Origin of the sequence: Streptomyces sp. NPDC090032, assembly GCF_044748025.1 — a bacterium.
GTDB lineage: Bacteria > Actinomycetota > Actinomycetes > Streptomycetales > Streptomycetaceae > Streptomyces.
Genome location: NZ_JBIVFF010000002.1, coordinates 466,670 through 482,982 on the forward strand (window position 1 = coordinate 466,670; position 16,313 = coordinate 482,982).

The window sequence follows — 16,313 nt, forward strand, 5'->3', positions numbered from 1 at the left end:
AGAGAACGGTGAACACACCGGCGGGTATTCCGCCATGACCGATTGTCAGTGGTGGGTGCCACGATGGCGCGTATGGAGATCTTCGCGTGGGGACCGCTGCTCAAGCGGAGGAGTGAGCACCCGCGCACCATGTACTACCGCACGTTCGAGACCGTGGTCGACGACGAAGCCCATCTCTACGAGTTCGTCGTGCCCATGGTTCCCCCGACATGGAACGACCGGGAGCGGGTGGCGGAGTACGCCGAGCAGATGGAGAGGGGGACGATGCCGGCCGTGGCGGTGTCGACCCTGGACGTGTGCCGGCCCGCCCTGGACCGGTCGACCGACTACTACACGCACTGGGGGTTGACGCATTTCCTGCTCGACGGCCATCACAAGCTGGAGGCAGCAGCTTCCGTAGGGCGTCCCGTACAGCTCCTGTCACTCCTGGCCTGGGCGAGAGCCTGTCCGAGGCCAGTGATCAAGACCGGCTGGCTGCCCTGCGCTCCCAGCCCCTCCTGAGCCGTGGAGCTCGACCGGCTCAGTGACCTCGGCAGGTGTTCTTGAACCAAGGTGCGGGCGGGCGCCACCGCTTGGGGATGACCGGTCCGGCTCGCTCACGGAAGACAAGCCAGTTCCAGCGCCTTGGTCAGGTTGTGTTCGGCGATGGCTGCCATCAGGGTCCGGTTCGGGAAGTCGCCGTCGAGCAGCCTCAGCGGCCCCGCCGTGAGTGAGATCCGCTGGGCCAGCATGTAGAGCGCGAGCCGGTCCTCGTCCAGTCCCTCCACCCGCAAAGGCCGATAGGCGTCGTGCAGGCGGATCCGCAGAAAGACGTGCTCCCACTCGACGTCGAAGTACATCAAGCCCTCGATGTCGATCGCCACGGGGTTCCCGCTCGTGTCCACCAGCACGTGGTCCGGACCCAGTTCGCCGTGCACGACCGCGTACTCCGCGCGCGGCCGGACCGCGGACGCGAGGCCCAGCAACCGCTCCTCCAGCCGTTCGCGGGCCCCCGCGATCCGCGGATCACGCGACGCGGCCTCGGCAAGGTCCCGCAGCGCACGCTCCAGGACGACCCCCTCGCACGACGTCCCGCGCGACGTGCCGCCCCCGTCGACCACGGCCACCTTGCCGTACGCGGACGCTCGATGACGCCGCATCGACCCCAGGGCCTCCCCGAGCCTCGCCATGACGGGTTCAGCCGCGCGCGGGTCGCGGGCGAGCAGCTCCTCCAGGTTTTCCCCCTGGAGGTCCTCGACGATCGCCAGGTCGGCCGGGCAGTGGGTGCCGTCGCGGTCGACGAGACGGATCGCCGGGACGCGGACGCCGAGCGCGTCCAACCGTGCGTGCGCGGCCTCGAACAGGTCGAGCCCGAGACCGGGCGAGAACGGGTCGGTGAGGTCGTCGTCGCCCACGGCCGCCGGCCAGTAGTTCTCGGATTCGTCCCACAGGTAGGCGATCGCCGTCGTCGCGTCGTCCATCACCAGACGGTAGACGCCCTTCTTGCTGCCACCCGCGACCCGCTCGACCGCCTCAAGCCGCCGTCCGCCACCCAGCGCGGCCCTTGCCGCACCCGCCAACTGTTCCCGCTTCGCCGCTCTGAGCGCCACGTCCGAAACCGCCCCTCACCACCCGGCCACAACAAACAGCGCACCCTACGGGAGCATCGACGCGGAGGCGATCGGATTGTGTGTGAGGGTTGCTGCTCAGAACGCCCAGCGCGTGTGGGAGTAGACCCCGTCGTCCCGGCCGAAGCCGTACGCAGTGGCCGGGGACACCGCGAACACCATCGCGTCCCCCTTCCGGAACGCGTCCCCGATCCCGTGGAAGGTGCCCTCGGGAGAGGTGATGTGCGCCCCGTACTTCGCCTCGTACGCCGCGATCACCTCCTCGAGCACCGCGCGATCGGCAACCGCCTCCGCCTTGCCTTCGACCACGAGGTCGAGCCCCTCGGTCAGCGAATTCCGGCCGGTGGTCAGCGCACAGTGCCCGTCATGAGCGAGGTTGCGCGCCTTCTGCTCGCCCGGGCCGGTGGAGAAGTACAGCACCCCGTCGTGCCAGGCGGCGAGAACTGGCGTGACGTGCAGACGACCGTCGGGGCGCACCGTGGATACCCAGAAGATCTCGGCGGCCTCCAACTGCCTTTGGGCTTCGGCCCATTCAGTGGCGGTGACATCGGCGGCACTCGGGCTGGGACGGAGCGCGGAGCTGTAGCGGGCGTCGAGCTCGGTCGTGGGCTGCTTCGCAGGTCCCTGGTTCGGCATGGTGGATCTCCTTTCCTCTCACGTACAACGATCCACCGTCATCGAGGGAATCGTGTGGCGCAGATCCATCGGTCCCCGGTGCCGAGGTGGGCGGGTGGCGGTATGTCGGATACGTCGGCACCCGCTTCTCCTCGCCGACCGGCCTGACTCGCTTTCGTGAGACCAACTGCCTTCATACACGCGTCTGTTACTCCTCCTGTTTGAGTAGCCGTACTCAAGCCGCCCGGCTTCGGGGCCGCCACGATGTGGCAACCGAGAGGAAGGAGCGCCCTGATGTCCCTGACCGCAGCTGCTCGTGGCCGGATGATGAAGAACCATCCGGCCGGGTCCACGGCCACATCCCCTGCACCGCCCTCCGCGGTGCCCCGCGTCTGCGTCGCTGTGGTGGTCGCAGGGCTCGCCGTCTCCGCCTGGGCGCCGCACGACCGGACGACCTGGCTGCTGGAAGTGGTGTGGGTACTGATCGGGCTGCCGCTGGCCGTCCTGACCCGGCGGCGTTTCCCGCTGTCGGGCCTGCTGTGCTGTCTGCTCGCGGCGCACGCGCTGGTGCTCGCGCTGGGCGGGCACTACACGTACGCCCAGGTGCCGTTGGGCGAATGGGTGCAGGACGGACTGGGCTTGTCGCGGAACCCGTACGACCGGTTCGGACATCTGATGCAGGGCTTCGTACCGGCCATCCTGGTACGGGAGTTGCTGGTCCGGACGTCTCCGCTGCGCGGCAGCCGGTGGCTGGCGCCGCTCACGGTCTGCGCGTGCCTGGCGTTCAGCGCGCTCTTCGAGATGTTCGAGTGGGTGGCGGCGGTCATCGGCGGGCACGCGGCGGACGCCTTCCTGGCCACGCAGGGCGATGTGTGGGACACCCAGTGGGACATGTTCTGCGCGCTGATCGGCGCCACGGTCTCGCTGCTGCTGCTCAGCGGGTGGCACGACCGGCAGCTGAGTCGCTGAGCCGCAGGGCCGCCTGATGCCGGAGCGCCTCTTAAGCGTCATCAAATGCACCCGAGTGTCAGGACACCCGAGGTCAGGTGCCGGGCCGGCCCGGGGCGAAGGATCCCCGGGCCGGCCCCGACACACCTGGTGATCAGTTCGCGATCGTGGCGAGGTCGCCGGGCTCGTAGGAGCCGCCCTGATTGTTGAGGATCAGGCCGAGCCGGTTGGTCGCGTTGATCATGGCGATCAGGGAGACCAGTGCGACGGCCTGGTCGTCGTCGTAGTGCTTTCGCACCTGGGTCCACGTCTCGTCGGACACGCCATGACCGTTGTCGGCGATGCGCGTTCCCTCTTCGGTGAGCGCCAGCGCTGCCCGCTCGGCCTCCGTGAACACGGTGGAGTGGCGCCAGGCGGCGACGAGGTTGAGGCGGGCCTGGGTCTCGCCGCCGGCCGCGGCGTCCTTACCGTGGATGTCGACGCAGAAACCGCAGCCGTTGATCTGGCTGGCGCGCAGCTGCACCAGCTCCTGGGTGGTCTTCGGCAGCGGCGACTCCTGGATCACCTGGCTGACGGCATAGATCCGCTTGCCGATCTTGGTGCCGATCTCGCTGCCGAACAGGTTCAGACGGAGTTCCATGACGATGTCTCCTCATGCGTGAATCGCGTGCCGTGCGCATCGTTTCGCGCCGCGGCCTGACGAACACGAGATGCCGCCCGCGCCGATCCTGTGACAGCGCGGCGATGTGACGTAGACCACTGAGTCTGGGTGTCACAGGACGGTGAGGGGCGGCGTCTTGTGCGTGACGCGGTCGTGAGAGCACAGGCAGGAGCCGGCCATGAGCGAGCCCACCGAGGGAACCACCGACAAGGCTGCTGGCGAGGCTGCCGACAAGGCCGCCGACGACGTCTGTGACGGCCGTACGGACACCGCCACCGAGGCGTTCGTCGACCATCGCAATCTGCTCTTCACCGTCGCCTACGAGATGCTCGGCTCGGCGGCCGACGCGGAGGACGTCCTTCAGGAGACGTGGCTCCGCTGGGTGGCCGTCGACCTCGAAGCGGTGCGGGATCAGCGCGCCTACCTGGTCCGGATCACCACGCGCCAGGCTCTGAGCCGACTGCGTACGCTCCGCCGCCGCAAGGAGTCCTACGTCGGGCCCTGGCTGCCCGAGCCGCTGCTGACCGCTCCGGACGTGGCGGAGGACGTCGAGCTGGCCGACAGCGTCTCGATGGCGATGCTGCTGGTCCTGGAGACACTCGCGCCGACCGAACGGGCGGTGTTCGTGCTGCGCGAGGTGTTCGATCTGGGCTACGACGAGATCGCGGAAGCCGTTGACAAGAGCCTGGCCGCCGTCCGCCAGATCGCGCACCGTGCCCGGGCCCATGTGGCTGCGCGCCGCCCGCGCGAGGTCATTTCCCCGGCCGAGACCCGCGGCGCGCTGGCCGCGTTCCAGCAGGCGATCGAGACGGGCGATCTGCAGAGCCTGCTCGACATGATCGCGCCGGACGTCGTCCTGCTGACCGACGGCGGCGGAGTGGTGCGGGCCGCGCTCGCGCCCGTCGTGGGCGCCGACAAGGTGGTCCAAGTGCTGGGCAGGATCGACGCTGCGATGTCCGTCCGTCCGGCCCAGGTAAACGGCTACCCGGCGCTCGTTCTCCGGCAGGGCGACGACGTCGACACCGTCATGGTGCTGCACATCGACAACAGCCTCATCACCGGGCTCTACGCCGTGCGCAACCCCGAGAAGCTGTCGCGCCTCGGCCGGGAGACCGCGGTGAGCCGCTGACCCCGTGGGGAAACTCCGGCCGCGTCGGACCGGTCGCCCCTAGGTCACGCGGGCTCGGACGCGGGCGGCCGGGTGGGGCCGGGGAGCTGGGCAGGGCGTGCGTGTTGGGACTGGTCGGCCTGGCGGCGGTACATCCGCGCGTAGCGCCTGGCGGGTTCGGCGGTGAACAGCTCGGCGTGACTGCCTTCCACAGGGTGAGGTCGAGGCGGGCGTACTCGTGCTTGCTCCAGCCCGCGTCGTAGCGCAAGGGTCCGCCGAACAACTCCCTCTCGCCGGCCGAGACAACGGGAGCCCCCGGCTCCGGACTGCGCACCAGCCTCGTCCACCTGCCCCCGTTCCGCTCGACAGGTTCGGACGCGGGGAACGCGGCAGGTGCCCTCCGGCGGTGGTGCCGTCATCTCCTTTTCGCATCACCCGTGCGGGGTTGGTTACCCACTTGAGGGATGGCGTGTCGCGCAGAGGGCCGTTCCGGCCGGGGTCGAGTGCGTCGCCGGATCAGGCCCCCGAAGGTGCCGGCGGGGCGAGCACGATGTCCCGCTTGAGGATCTTGCCGGTCGCCCCCTTGGGGAGCGCGTCGACGAATCTCACGATCCGCGGGTATTTGTAGGCCGCCACCCGCTGCCGTACGTAGTCGCGCAGTTCGTCCGTCGTGGTGCCTGCGCCGGGCCGGAGCACCACCACGGCCGCCACCTCCTCGCCGCGCGCCGGATCGGGCACACCGATCACCGCCGCCTCCGCGACGTCCGGGTGCTGGTACAGGACCTCCTCGATCTCGCGCGGATAGACGTTGTACCCGCCGCGAATGATGAGGTCCTTCTTGCGGTCGACGACGAAGTAGTAGCCGTCCTCGTCGACGCGGGCGAGATCGCCGCTGTGGAACCAGCCCTCCTGGAACGCCTCCGCGGTGGCGTCCGGCCGGTTCCAGTACCCCTTCATCACGTTCTCGCCCCGGATCGCCAGCTCGCCGACCGCGCCGGGGCCGACCACGCGGCCGTCATCCCCGACGAGCCGCAACTCGACCCCTCGCACGGGAAGCCCGATGGAACCCGGCTTGCGGGGCCGGTCCGGCGGGTTGAAGCAGGCCACCGGTGATGTCTCCGACAGGCCGTAGCCCTCCAGCAGCGTGACCCCCAGGTCTCGCTCGGCGGCGTGCAGCAGTTCGACGGGCAGCGACGAGCCGCCCGAGACCGCAAGGCGCAGCCGCGGCAGGGCCGGCCCGACGCCGGTCTGGAGCAGCGCGGTGTACATCGTGGGCACGCCCAGGAAGACGGTCACCTCGTCGCGGCGCAGTATCTCCAGTGCCGCCGCCGCGTCGAAGCGGGGCAGGAGGGTCAGGCAGGCGCCCGCCGCGACCGCAGTATTCATGGCGCAGGTCTGGCCGAAGGCGTGGAACAGCGGGAGCCCGCCGAACAGGACGTCGTCCGGCCCCACGCACAGCAGCGTCCGGGCCGCCGTCAGCGCGTTGGTCACCAGATTGCGGTGCGTCAGCTCGGCACCCTTGGGCGTCCCGGTCGTGCCGGAGGTGTAGAGGATCACCGCGGTGTCGTCGTCGGCGTTCACGGCCGTTCCGGTCATCGGCACGGCCAGGCGCAGCTGCGCGTCGAGGGCCATCGGGTCCGCGACCAGGCACTCCGCGCCGGCCGTCGCCGCCGCCGGAACGGCCTCGCCGGAGGCGGAAGGTGCGGCCACCACGAACCGGGCGGCACAGTCCTGCAGCACGAACGCCATCTCGTCCGACTTCAGCAGCGGATTCATCGGGACCACGACGGCGCCCGCGCGCAGGATGCCGTAGTACACGACGGGAAAGCGCACGACGTTGGGCAGGACCATCGCCACCCGGTCGCCGGCGCGCACGCCCCTGGTCCGCAGCAGGGCCGCGAACCGGGCGGTCAGGTCGTCGAGTTCCCCGTACGTGAGGACGCTGCTGTCCTGACGGACGGCGGTCCGGTCAGTGTGGGACCGGGCCGAACGCGCCAGGACTGCGCAGAGGTCGGACATGTGGCTGCCTACCTTTCGTCGGGGTGTGCGGGGTGTGCGGGGTGATCACATCGCGAGGCGTGACCCCGCCGCGCCCGCCGGTGCCGGAGTGCTCATCGCCCCAGAACTCCGTCGGCAGGACGCGTGATTGATGGGGCGTCAGCCACAACTGCAGCAAGTTCCACGGCTGTTCGGGCTGCGGCCCGTCCCCGTCGTGCGGTGCGCGGGTGTGCAGTACCGCGTGATTGTTGAGCAGCAGCAGGTCGCCGGGGGCGAGGTCGATGTCGAGGCGCAGCTCCGGCGATGAGGCCGCCTCGTCCATCAGGTCGAAAAGCTCCCGATCGGCCGAACTCAGGCGTGGCACCTCGGGAAACCGCTGGGCCGACTCCAGGCGGCCGCGGTCGTAGCGCAGGCTGAGCCTCTCCCCGTCCCGGTGGGCGAGCGGCAAGGCCTGCCAGGGGAGTTGGCCCGGGAGCTGTTCTCCGCGGCGGTCCAGGAAGTGTGTACGGCTCAGGCCGTCCAGGAGCTCGGGCCGGCGAGCCAGCACGGCATTGTGCACCGCCGCCGAGCCGGCGAGTGTCGTACGCCCGCTGGTGCCGCCCGTCCGCAGGCACAGCAGCGCGAGCGCGTCGGCCGCTTCGGTGCGCGGCGACAGCGCGGCCCGTGCGTCGGTCGTGTCCCGCAGATGTCTGAGCATGTGACCGGTCGCGTCCTGCGACACCGGGATGCCCAGGTGCTGTCCCACACCCCACAGGAGGACACCGGCCTCCTCCTCGCTGTACCGCTCCACGGGGATGCCTCGCACCAGCACGAAGCCCCGGCCGTTCTCCAGCTCGTCGGCCGCACTGTGCAGCTCGTCCGCCAGGGTCGGCAGCGGGAAGTCGCCGGCCGTCACCTTCAACAGAGGCGTGCCACGGGCGCGCACCGTCCGCAGGGCCGCGTCCAGCTCGTCGAGCCGGGCCGGTGACAGGTGCAGCGCCCAGGCGCGGGAGGCTGCGAGATCCCGGCCCCGCCACACGGCCGGACCGGTGCAGGGGCGGCGGGGAAGTTCTGGGGATTCACCACGCACCACATTCTCCTTTCTCCGCCGGGGAATTCCGTGAGAGGTTAGGTGCCGAGACCCGGATTGACCGGCGCTTTCGCGGCCTCCATCGCCGCGATATCGAACCCTTTTCAAGAGGTCGATACTTTGCCAAGGTGTCTTCCATCGGAATTCCGTGCGTCCTTCGCGGTGGTGCCACGCTAAGTCACGACCTCCGGCATCGCTTGACGTCACGGGACGAATGACTTATCAATCTGGGACACAGCCCTGGAGCGCGCCGATGAAACCGCTGGTCCGCAACGCGGCACTGAGCCGCTACATCGAGGTCAGCCAGTCCCTCGGCATCGACCCACGTGCCCTCATGAAGCGCGTGGGCCTCGACCCCGTCGGACTCACGATTCAGGACCGCTGGATCCCTGGCGCGGCGGTCGCCGAGCTGCTCGAACTGTCGGCGGCAGCCGCGCGGCGCGAGGACTTCGGCCTGCTCCTGGCCGAGCGGCGCCGTTTCTCCAACCTCGGCCCGATCAGCCTCGTCCTGCGCGAGGAGCCCGACGCGCGCAGCGCCCTCCGGCTCCTGGTGCGCCACGAGCGTATGTACAACGAGATGCTGCGCAGCAGGCTCACGGAGGCGAACGGGCTCGCCACGGTGAAGGTGAGCCTCGACGGCGAGGCCCGTGAGGCCCGGCAGTCCGTCGAACTGGCCGTCGGCGTGCTCCACGGATTTCTCCGGGTGTTCCTCGGCGCCCGCTGGCAGCCGCTGTCCGTGTGCTTCTCCCACGGCGCACCCCCCGACCTCTCCGCGCACCGGCGATTCTTCGGGCCCGTCGTGGAATTCGACCGGGAATTCAACGGCATCGTTTTCTACGCGACCGAACTCGACACCCCGAACGCGATGTCGGACCCCCTGCTGCGCGGCTACGCCCGACAGTACTTCGACTCCATCGCGGTCTCCGAGGACACCACCGAGCTCGATCGGGTGCGCGAGCTGATCGAGGTCCTGCTGCCGACGGGGCGCTGCTCCGTCGAACAGGTGGCAGGCAGCCTCGGCGTCGACCGCAGGACCGTCCACCGACATCTCGCCGCGGCGGACGAGACCTTCTCCTCGCTCGTCAACGCCACGCGCACGCATCTGGCCGAGCAACTCGTGGCGAACCCGAGCCGTTCCCTCACTGAGATCGCCGGGCTCCTCGGCTTCTCCGCGCCCAGCGCCTTCTCGCGTTGGTTCCGTGACCAATTCGGCAGCAGCGCGCGCGAATGGCGCGCTCGGCGGGCCGCCACCGCACCTGTCCAGGACTGACCACCGGCCCTGTCCCACCCGGCCACCGGCCGTGTCCCCAACTGACAAGTCTCCTGTCACCTGTGGTGAAGCGCCGCGCGTAACCCGCTCTTAACGTGGCCGTACCGCAGGGGCCACCGCGGCTCGATAAGGCAACGCCCCTGCGTCAGCCATCAGTTGGGTCGGTGTGCCCACGCAGGCCTGCCGCCCGGCGCGTCCACGTACCAGGAGATGACCATGCACTTCCTCGACGACTCCCTGCTGCCCGAGAACCAGCAGAAGCTGGTGATCCAGGCGGCCCCCTACGGCCCCGAGTGGCTCCCCGGCGACGCCGACGACCTGCCCCTCACCATGGACGAGCATGTCCAGGCCGCCGTGGACTGCTACAACGCCGGTGCCACCGTGCTCCACATTCACGTACGTGAGCTTGACGGCCACGGCTCCAAGCGGATGTCCAAGTTCAACGAGCTGATCGGCCTGCTGCGCGAGGCCGTGCCGGACATGGTCCTGCAGATCGGCGGTTCCATCTCGTTCGCCCCTGAGGACGAGGGCGCCGAGGCGAAGTGGCTCAGCTACGACACCCGCCACCTGCTGGCCGAACTCGACCCGCGGCCCGACCAGGTGACGATCGCCATCAACACCAGCCAGATGAACATCGTCGAGATCATGTCCGACGACGACCTCGCCGGAACCTCCATCGCCAAGCCCGACTACTACCAGGCCTACCGGGACATGGTCGTCGAGGCAGGCCCCGACTTCTACCTCGAACACCTCAAGCGTCTGCACGCGAACGACATCCAGCCGCACTTCCAGCTCGCCACCCTGGCCCAGCTGGAGACGGTCGAGCGTCTCATCCGCAGCGGCGTGTACACCGGCCCCCTGGTCCTCAACTACGTGGCCATCGGTGGCGGGTTCGCCGGGCGCCACCCGGCCGACCTCATCGAGTTCGTCCGCCGTGTTCCCGACGGCGCCGTCCTCACCATCGAGTCCTCGATGCGCGCCGTCGCCCCCATGAACGCCATCGCCATCGCCCTCGGCGTCCACGTCCGCGTGGGCAACGAGGACAACCTGTGGGCCCGCAAGGGCGAGCCCATGAGCTCCGTGCAGCAGGTCGAGCAGATGGTCAGCATCGCCGACACGCTCGGCCGCGACATCGCGAACGGCGCGGAGGCCAAGGAGATCTACCACATCGGCGAGTACTACACCGGAACCGACGAGACCCTGGCCGCGCTCGGCATGGTGCCCAACCGGCGTCCGGGCCGGCGCGGCTTCATGCTCGGCGGATCCGCCCGCTGACGGCAGCCGAACAAGCAGCACACACCGCACACGCTGAACAAGCCGAACGAAGAGAGCATCCCGTGGCATACGCCATCCGCTTCCACGAGACCGGCGGCCCCGAGGTACTGCGCCGCGAACAGGTCACCGTCGGCGCCCCCGGCCCCGGCGAGGTCCGGGTCCGGCACGAGGCCGTCGGCCTCAACTTCGCCGACACCTACTTCCGCACCGGCCTGTACCCGGCGCCGCTGCCCGCGGGAATCGGCGTCGAGGCCGCCGGTGTCGTCGAGGCCGTCGGCCAGGGCGTCACTCACGTCGGCGAGGGCGACCGCGTCACGTACACCGGCAGCCCGCTCGGCGCGTACAGCTCCGAACGGGTCATGCCCGCCGACTCCCTGATCCGGCTCCCCGACGGCATCGCCTGCGAGACCGCGGCCGCCATGACCATGCGCGGCCTCACCGCCTCGTACCTGCTGCGCCGTATCCACCCGCTGAAGCCCGGGGACACGATCCTGCTGCACGCCGCCGCGGGCGGCGTGGGGCTGATCGTCTGCCAGTGGGCGAAGCTCCTCGGGCTCACCGTCATCGGCACCGTCTCCACCGAGGAGAAGGCCGTACTCGCCCGCGCCCACGGCTGCGATCACACCATCCTCTACCGGCAGGAGGACGTCGCGGAGCGCGTGCGGGAGCTGACCGACGGGGCCGGCGTCCCGCTCGTCCTCGACAGCGTCGGCAAGGACACAGTCGCCGGGTCCATGGCCTCGCTGCGCCGCCGCGGCCTCCTGGTCTGTTTCGGCACCTCGTCCGGTGTGCCGCCGCTGGACGCGATGCAGCTGGTCCGGCACGGCTCGCTGTTCGTGACCCGGCCGGCCCTTGCCGACTACATCGCCGACCCGGCCGAGCGGGACGACCTCGCCGGAGAGCTGTTCGGCCACGTCGCCGCCGGCCGCATCGGGATCCGCGTCGACCAGCGCTTCGCCCTCGACGACGCCGTGACCGCGCACCGCACGCTGGAAGCGGGCCGCACCACTGGCTCGTCCATCCTCGTCCCCTGAGCCACCTGTCCCCCGTACCCCTGGAGAGCACCCATGCCCCGGACCGCTGCCCGCACCCGGATCCAGGTCGAACCGCTGACCTGCACCATCGGCGCCGAACTGCACGGCGTCCAGCTCGGCGACGCCGTCCATGACGACGCCCTCTACGCCAAGATCAAGGAACTCCTGCTCCGCCACAAGGTGTTGTTCCTGCGCGACCAGGACATGAGCCGCGCCGAGCACGTCGCGTTCGCCTCCCGGCTCGGCCCGCTGGAGGACCACCCGGTCCTCGGCAGCGATCCCGACCACCCGGGCCTCGTCCGCATCTACAAGGACCTGGACAGCAAGCCCGAGCACTACGAGAACGCCCTGCACTGCGACGCGACCTGGCGCGACCGCCCGCCCATGGGCGCCCTGCTCCGCTGCGTCGAGACGCCCGAGGTCGGCGGCGACACGATCTGGGTCAACATGGCCGAGGCGTACCGCAGGCTCCCCGAGCACATCCGCACCCAGATCGACGGGCTGCGCGCCCGGCACAGCATCGAGGCGAGTTTCGGCGCGGTCATGCCGACGGAACAGCGCCACCAGCTCAAGGCCCGCTACCCGGACGCCGAGCACCCGGTCGTGCGCACCCACCCCGAGACCGGCGAGAAGATCCTCTTCGTCAACTCGTTCACCACCCACTTCGTCAACTACCACACCCCCGAGAACGTGCGGTTCGGCCAGGACCACGCGCCCGGCGCGAGTCACCTGCTCAACTACCTCACGAGCCAGGCGGCCGTCCCCGAGTACCAGGTCCGCTGGCGCTGGACCCCGAACAGTGTCGCGCTCTGGGACAACCGCTCCACCCAGCACTACGCGGTCCAGGACTACTGGCCCGCCGTCCGCAAGATGGAGCGCGCCGGCATCGCCGGTGACAGGCCCTGCTGAGCCGATGACCCGTCGCTACGCGTGGCTGGTGTTCGCCCTCAGTTTTGGGCTGTTGCTGTCCGACTACATGTCGCGGCAGGTACTGAACGCGGTGTTCCCGCTCCTGAAGGCCGAATGGCTGCTCTCCGACACCCAGTTGGGGTCGCTGAGCGGCATCGTCGCCCTCATGGTGGGCGTGCTGACCTTTCCGCTGTCGTTGCTCGCGGACCGCTGGGGCCGGGTCAGGAGCCTGGTCCTCGCGGCGGTGGTGTGGAGCGTGGCCACCCTGGGCTGTGCCGTCTCCGCGAGCTACGGCCAGATGTTCCTGGGCCGCTTCATGGTGGGCGTCGGCGAGGCGGCGTACGGGAGCGTGGGCATCGCGGTGGTGCTGAGCGCGTTCCCGGTCGGCCTGCGGGCCACGCTGTCGGGCGCCTTCATCGCGGGCGGCGCCTTCGGCTCCGTACTCGGAGTGTCGATCGGCGGTGTGGTGGCCCAACACCTCGGCTGGCGCTGGACGTTCGGAATCATGGGCCTGCTCGGGCTGGTCCTGGCCGCGGTCTACGGCGTCGTCGTGACGGAGCGGAGACTGGCGCCGGCCGGCTACGGCACCGGCCCCGCACCGGGTACGGGAGGCCCGGTACGGACGCTGCTGCCCCGGCTGTTCTCGTCGGTGTCCGTGCTGTGCGCCTACGTCGGAAGCGGCCTGCAGATGTTCATCGCGATGGCGCTGCTGGCCTGGATGCCCAGCTTCCTCGACCGCTACTACGGCCTGCCGCCCGGCAGGGCCGGACTCGCCGCCGGAGGCTTCGCGCTGATCACCGGGATCGGCATGATCGGCGGCGGCATCGTCAGCGACCGGCTCGGCCGCAACAACCCCCACCTCAAGTGGACCGTCGCCATCGTATGCAGCTTCGGTTCGCTGGTCCTGCTCGCCGGCGGGTTCCGACTCCCGCCCGGCGTACCGCAACTCCTCCTCGTGGGCGCCGGGACGCTGCTTTCCAACGCCACGGCGGGGCCCGCCGCCGCCATGGTGGCGAGCCTGACACCGGCCGCCGTCGCGGCGACGGCCATGGCGACGCTCACCCTCGCCAACAGTCTGCTGGGCCTGGCGCCCGGTCCCGCGGTGACCGGCATGCTGGCCGACCGCGTGGGCCTGGACGGCGCACTCCGCCTGGTCCCGCTCGTCGCCGTCGTGGCGGGCCTGGCGTTCGCCCTCGGCAGACGCCACTACGACAAGGACCTCATCCCGGCCCCGGCCCCGGCCCTCGAAAAGACGGAGATCTCCATATGAACCCCGTTCCCGCGCCCACGGCCGTGCTCGTGCCCGGCCTGCGCGACCACGTCCCCGACCACTGGCAGACGGCCCTCGCCGCCCGCCTCCCCGGTTCGGTGACCGTGCCGCCCCTGACGGACCTCAGGCTCAGCTGCGACGCGCAGGTCACCGCTCTGAACGACGTGGTGTCGGCCATCGAGGGACCGGTCGTGCTCGTCGCGCACAGCGCCGGCGTGCTCACCACCGTCCACTGGGCGGCCCGGCACACCCACCCGGTGCATGGCGCCCTCCTCGCGACGCCGCCCGACTTCGAATCCCCGCTGCCGGACGGCTACCCCGGACCGCAGGCCCTGCGTGAGAACGGCTGGCTGCCGACGCCGAGCGGCACGCTGCGGTTCCCGAGCGTTGTCGCGGCGAGCACGAACGACCCCCTGGCCCGCTTCGACCGGGTCACCGCACTGGCCGACGCGTGGGGCAGCCGTCTGGTGGACCTCGGCCCGGTGGGACACCTCAACCCCGCCTCCGGGTACGGCGAGTGGCCCCGCGCCCTGGAATTCCTCCAGGCCTTCGGCTGCCGTACGACGCCGGACCCGAAGGTGTCGGCATGAGCGCGCGGAACTCCAACATCACGGAGTTCCTGGCCTGGTTGGCACAGGAGCGGGGACTGTCGTTCACCGACTACGCCGAGCTGTGGCGGTGGAGCACCGACGACCTGCCCGGCTTCTGGTCGGCCGTGTGGGAGTTCTACGGCCTGGACACGGTCAGCGACTACGGCGAGGTGCTCGCCGACGCGAGGATGCCCGGCGCGACCTGGTTCACCGGAGCGCGCCTCAACTTCGCGCAGCAGTGCCTCGCCCACGCCACCGACGAACGCCCCGCGCTCATCGCCGTGTCCGAGACCGGCGACGCTGTGGAGATCTCCTGGGACCGGCTCGCCCAGGAAGTGGCGGGCACGGCCGCGGCCCTGCGCGAGATGGGCGTCGGCCCCGGTGACTGCGTCGCCGGGTACCTGCCGAACATTCCGCAGGCCGTGATCGCCCTCCTGGCCACCGCCGCCGTCGGCGCGACCTGGACGGTCTGCTCTCCGGAATTCGGCACGCCCAGTGTCCTCGCGCGGCTGCGCCAGGCCCGGCCGACGGTCCTCGTCGCCGCGGACGGCTACCCCCACGGCGGCAAGGAGTACGACAGGCGCCCGCACATCGCCGAGATCCTGGACGGCCTGCCCACGGTCCGCCACCTCGTCGCCGTCGACCGCCTGCACGCGTCCGCCGGGGGACCGGCATGGTCACGGCGGCCGGACGTGACGCAGCACGACTGGTCCGACCTGGCCGACCGCGAAGCCCAACTCGCATACGCCGACGTGGCGTTCGGCCATCCGCTGTGGATCCTCTGGTCCTCGGGCACCACCGGCATCCCGAAGGGAATCGTTCACGGCCACGGCGGCATCGTCGTCGAACTGCTCAAGGCACTCGGGCTCGGCGTGGACCTGCGCGCCGACGACCGCTACCTCTTCCACACCTCCACCAGCTGGATGGTGTGGAACTTCATGGTCGCAGGCCTCCTGCACGGCAGCACGCTCGTCCTCTACGACGGCAGCCCCACCCACCCCGACATCAACGGTCTCTGGCGGATCGCCGAACGCACCCGCGCCACGACGGTCGGCGTCGGCGCCGCCTACCTGATCGCGGCGGAGAAGGCGGGCGCCCACCCGGCCGCCGACACGGACCTCGGCGCGCTGCGGACGATCCTGCAGACGGGATCGGCGATGCCTGACAGCACCTGGGGCTGGGTCCACGACCGGCTCGCCCCCGACGCCCGGCTCCAGTCGATCTGCGGCGGCACCGACATCTGCTCGGTGCTCGCCGGAGGCTCCCCGCTGCTGCCGGTGCGCACGGGGCGGCTTTCCGGCCCCTCCCTGGGCGTCGCTCTCGCCTCCTGGGACGCCACCGGGCAGCCGCTCGTGGGGGAGCAGGGCGAACTCGTGGTCACTGCGCCCCTGCCGTCGATGCCGCTCCACTTCGTCGACGACCCCGACCACGAGCGCTACAGGAGCAGCTACTTCGACGTCTATCCCGGCGCGTGGCGGCACGGCGACTGGGTCACCCTGGACTCCGACCTGTCCGTCGTCGTGGCCGGACGCTCCGACTCCACGCTCAACCGCATGGGCGTGCGCATGGGATCCGCTGACCTCTACGCCGTCGTCGAACGGCTCCCGCGGATCGCGGACAGCCTTGTCATCGGCGCCGAAATGGCGGACGGCCGCTACTACATGCCGCTGTTCGTGGTGCCTGCGGACGGCGAGCGGTTCGACGACGCGCTGCGCGACGAGATCGTCGGCGCGATCAGGCACAGCCTGTCTCCCCGGCACGTCCCCGACGCCGTGGTCCCCATCGAGGCCGTGCCCCGCACCCTGACGGGCAAGAAGCTGGAGGTCCCCGTCAAGCGCATCCTCCAGGGCGCCCGCGTCACGGATGTCAGTGCGGAAGGCGCGGTGACCCGGCCCGACATGCTGGCCTGGTTCGCGGAGTTCGCGGCAGGGCTGGGGCAGAGCTGAGAGCGCTGATGAG

The 16,313-nt window shown here is 70.4% G+C and carries 16 protein-coding genes; 10 read left to right on the forward strand and 6 right to left on the reverse strand.

The annotated features are described in order from the left end of the window. The first annotated feature begins 72 nt into the window (after positions 1–72). Positions 73–501 carry a hypothetical protein gene (locus tag ACIPWY_RS05820; RefSeq protein WP_401532334.1) on the forward strand — a complete coding sequence of 143 codons (429 nt, stop codon included), beginning with the start codon at positions 73–75 and terminating at the stop codon, positions 499–501. A gap of 95 nt (positions 502–596) precedes the next feature. On the opposite strand, the gene ACIPWY_RS05825 is transcribed toward ACIPWY_RS05820, so the two are convergent. Together ACIPWY_RS05825 and ACIPWY_RS05830 are read right to left on the reverse strand one after the other, a co-directional pair. Further along, a complete protein-coding gene (locus ACIPWY_RS05825) occupies positions 597–1,589 on the reverse strand; it encodes a phosphotransferase (RefSeq protein ID WP_362900551.1) in 993 nt (330 codons plus the stop codon). Positions 1,590–1,685: 96 nt separating this feature from the next. Beyond that, positions 1,686–2,243, reverse strand: a complete 558-nt coding sequence (locus tag ACIPWY_RS05830) for a pyridoxamine 5'-phosphate oxidase family protein (RefSeq protein ID WP_362900549.1) — start codon at positions 2,241–2,243, stop codon at positions 1,686–1,688. Positions 2,244–2,516: 273 nt separating this feature from the next. On the opposite strand from ACIPWY_RS05830, the gene ACIPWY_RS05835 reads away from it, so the two are divergent. Beyond that, on the forward strand, positions 2,517–3,191 hold the full coding sequence (locus ACIPWY_RS05835; protein ID WP_393698683.1) for a DUF2238 domain-containing protein: 675 nt from the start codon (positions 2,517–2,519) through the stop codon (positions 3,189–3,191). A 133-nt stretch (positions 3,192–3,324) separates the two neighbouring features. Here ACIPWY_RS05835 and ACIPWY_RS05840 read toward each other — a convergent pair whose 3' ends face one another. Continuing rightward, positions 3,325–3,810: a carboxymuconolactone decarboxylase family protein gene (locus ACIPWY_RS05840; protein WP_393698685.1), complete on the reverse strand. Its 486-nt coding sequence runs from the start codon at positions 3,808–3,810 to the stop codon at positions 3,325–3,327. 199 nt (positions 3,811–4,009) lie between these two features. On the opposite strand from ACIPWY_RS05840, the gene ACIPWY_RS05845 reads away from it, so the two are divergent. Next, positions 4,010–4,960: an RNA polymerase sigma-70 factor gene (locus tag ACIPWY_RS05845; RefSeq protein WP_393698687.1), complete on the forward strand. Its 951-nt coding sequence runs from the start codon at positions 4,010–4,012 to the stop codon at positions 4,958–4,960. 44 nt (positions 4,961–5,004) lie between these two features. On the opposite strand, the gene ACIPWY_RS05850 is transcribed toward ACIPWY_RS05845, so the two are convergent. From ACIPWY_RS05850 to ACIPWY_RS05860, 3 genes are all read right to left on the reverse strand, one after another. Next, positions 5,005–5,151, reverse strand: coding sequence for a hypothetical protein (locus ACIPWY_RS05850; RefSeq protein WP_393698689.1), 147 nt, complete (start codon positions 5,149–5,151; stop codon positions 5,005–5,007). Positions 5,152–5,455: 304 nt separating this feature from the next. Further along, a complete protein-coding gene (locus ACIPWY_RS05855) occupies positions 5,456–6,958 on the reverse strand; it encodes a long-chain fatty acid--CoA ligase (protein ID WP_393698691.1) in 1,503 nt (500 codons plus the stop codon). Beyond that, entirely contained in the window at positions 6,909–8,006 is a 1,098-nt protein-coding gene (locus ACIPWY_RS05860; RefSeq protein ID WP_393698693.1) for a TauD/TfdA family dioxygenase, read from the reverse strand. Before ACIPWY_RS05860 ends, ACIPWY_RS05855 begins: the two co-directional genes overlap by 50 nt. A 253-nt stretch (positions 8,007–8,259) precedes the next feature. Between ACIPWY_RS05860 and ACIPWY_RS05865 the strand changes: the two genes are divergently transcribed. The 7 genes from ACIPWY_RS05865 to ACIPWY_RS05895 all read left to right on the forward strand — a co-directional run bounded on the left by ACIPWY_RS05865 (position 8,260) and on the right by ACIPWY_RS05895 (position 16,300). Next, the gene (locus ACIPWY_RS05865) at positions 8,260–9,276 is read left to right on the forward strand and encodes an AraC family transcriptional regulator (RefSeq protein WP_362900538.1); all 1,017 of its coding nucleotides are present in this window, start codon (positions 8,260–8,262) and stop codon (positions 9,274–9,276) included. Between the two features lie 216 nt (positions 9,277–9,492). Continuing rightward, a complete protein-coding gene (locus ACIPWY_RS05870) occupies positions 9,493–10,551 on the forward strand; it encodes a 3-keto-5-aminohexanoate cleavage protein (RefSeq protein ID WP_362900536.1) in 1,059 nt (352 codons plus the stop codon). A 62-nt stretch (positions 10,552–10,613) separates the two neighbouring features. Further along, entirely contained in the window at positions 10,614–11,585 is a 972-nt protein-coding gene (locus ACIPWY_RS05875; protein WP_362900534.1) for a quinone oxidoreductase, read from the forward strand. A 33-nt stretch (positions 11,586–11,618) separates the two neighbouring features. Then, positions 11,619–12,494 carry a TauD/TfdA family dioxygenase gene (locus tag ACIPWY_RS05880; RefSeq protein WP_362900532.1) on the forward strand — a complete coding sequence of 292 codons (876 nt, stop codon included), beginning with the start codon at positions 11,619–11,621 and terminating at the stop codon, positions 12,492–12,494. Between the two features lie 4 nt (positions 12,495–12,498). Further along, complete coding sequence (locus tag ACIPWY_RS05885; protein WP_401532335.1) at positions 12,499–13,764, forward strand: MFS transporter; 1,266 nt, start codon at positions 12,499–12,501, stop codon at positions 13,762–13,764. Further along, on the forward strand, positions 13,761–14,354 hold the full coding sequence (locus tag ACIPWY_RS05890; RefSeq protein ID WP_393698697.1) for an RBBP9/YdeN family alpha/beta hydrolase: 594 nt from the start codon (positions 13,761–13,763) through the stop codon (positions 14,352–14,354). The genes ACIPWY_RS05885 and ACIPWY_RS05890 overlap by 4 nt, the downstream gene beginning before the upstream one ends. Continuing rightward, complete coding sequence (locus ACIPWY_RS05895; RefSeq protein WP_401532336.1) at positions 14,351–16,300, forward strand: acetoacetate--CoA ligase; 1,950 nt, start codon at positions 14,351–14,353, stop codon at positions 16,298–16,300. The genes ACIPWY_RS05890 and ACIPWY_RS05895 overlap by 4 nt, the downstream gene beginning before the upstream one ends. Positions 16,301–16,313: the final 13 nt, after the last annotated feature.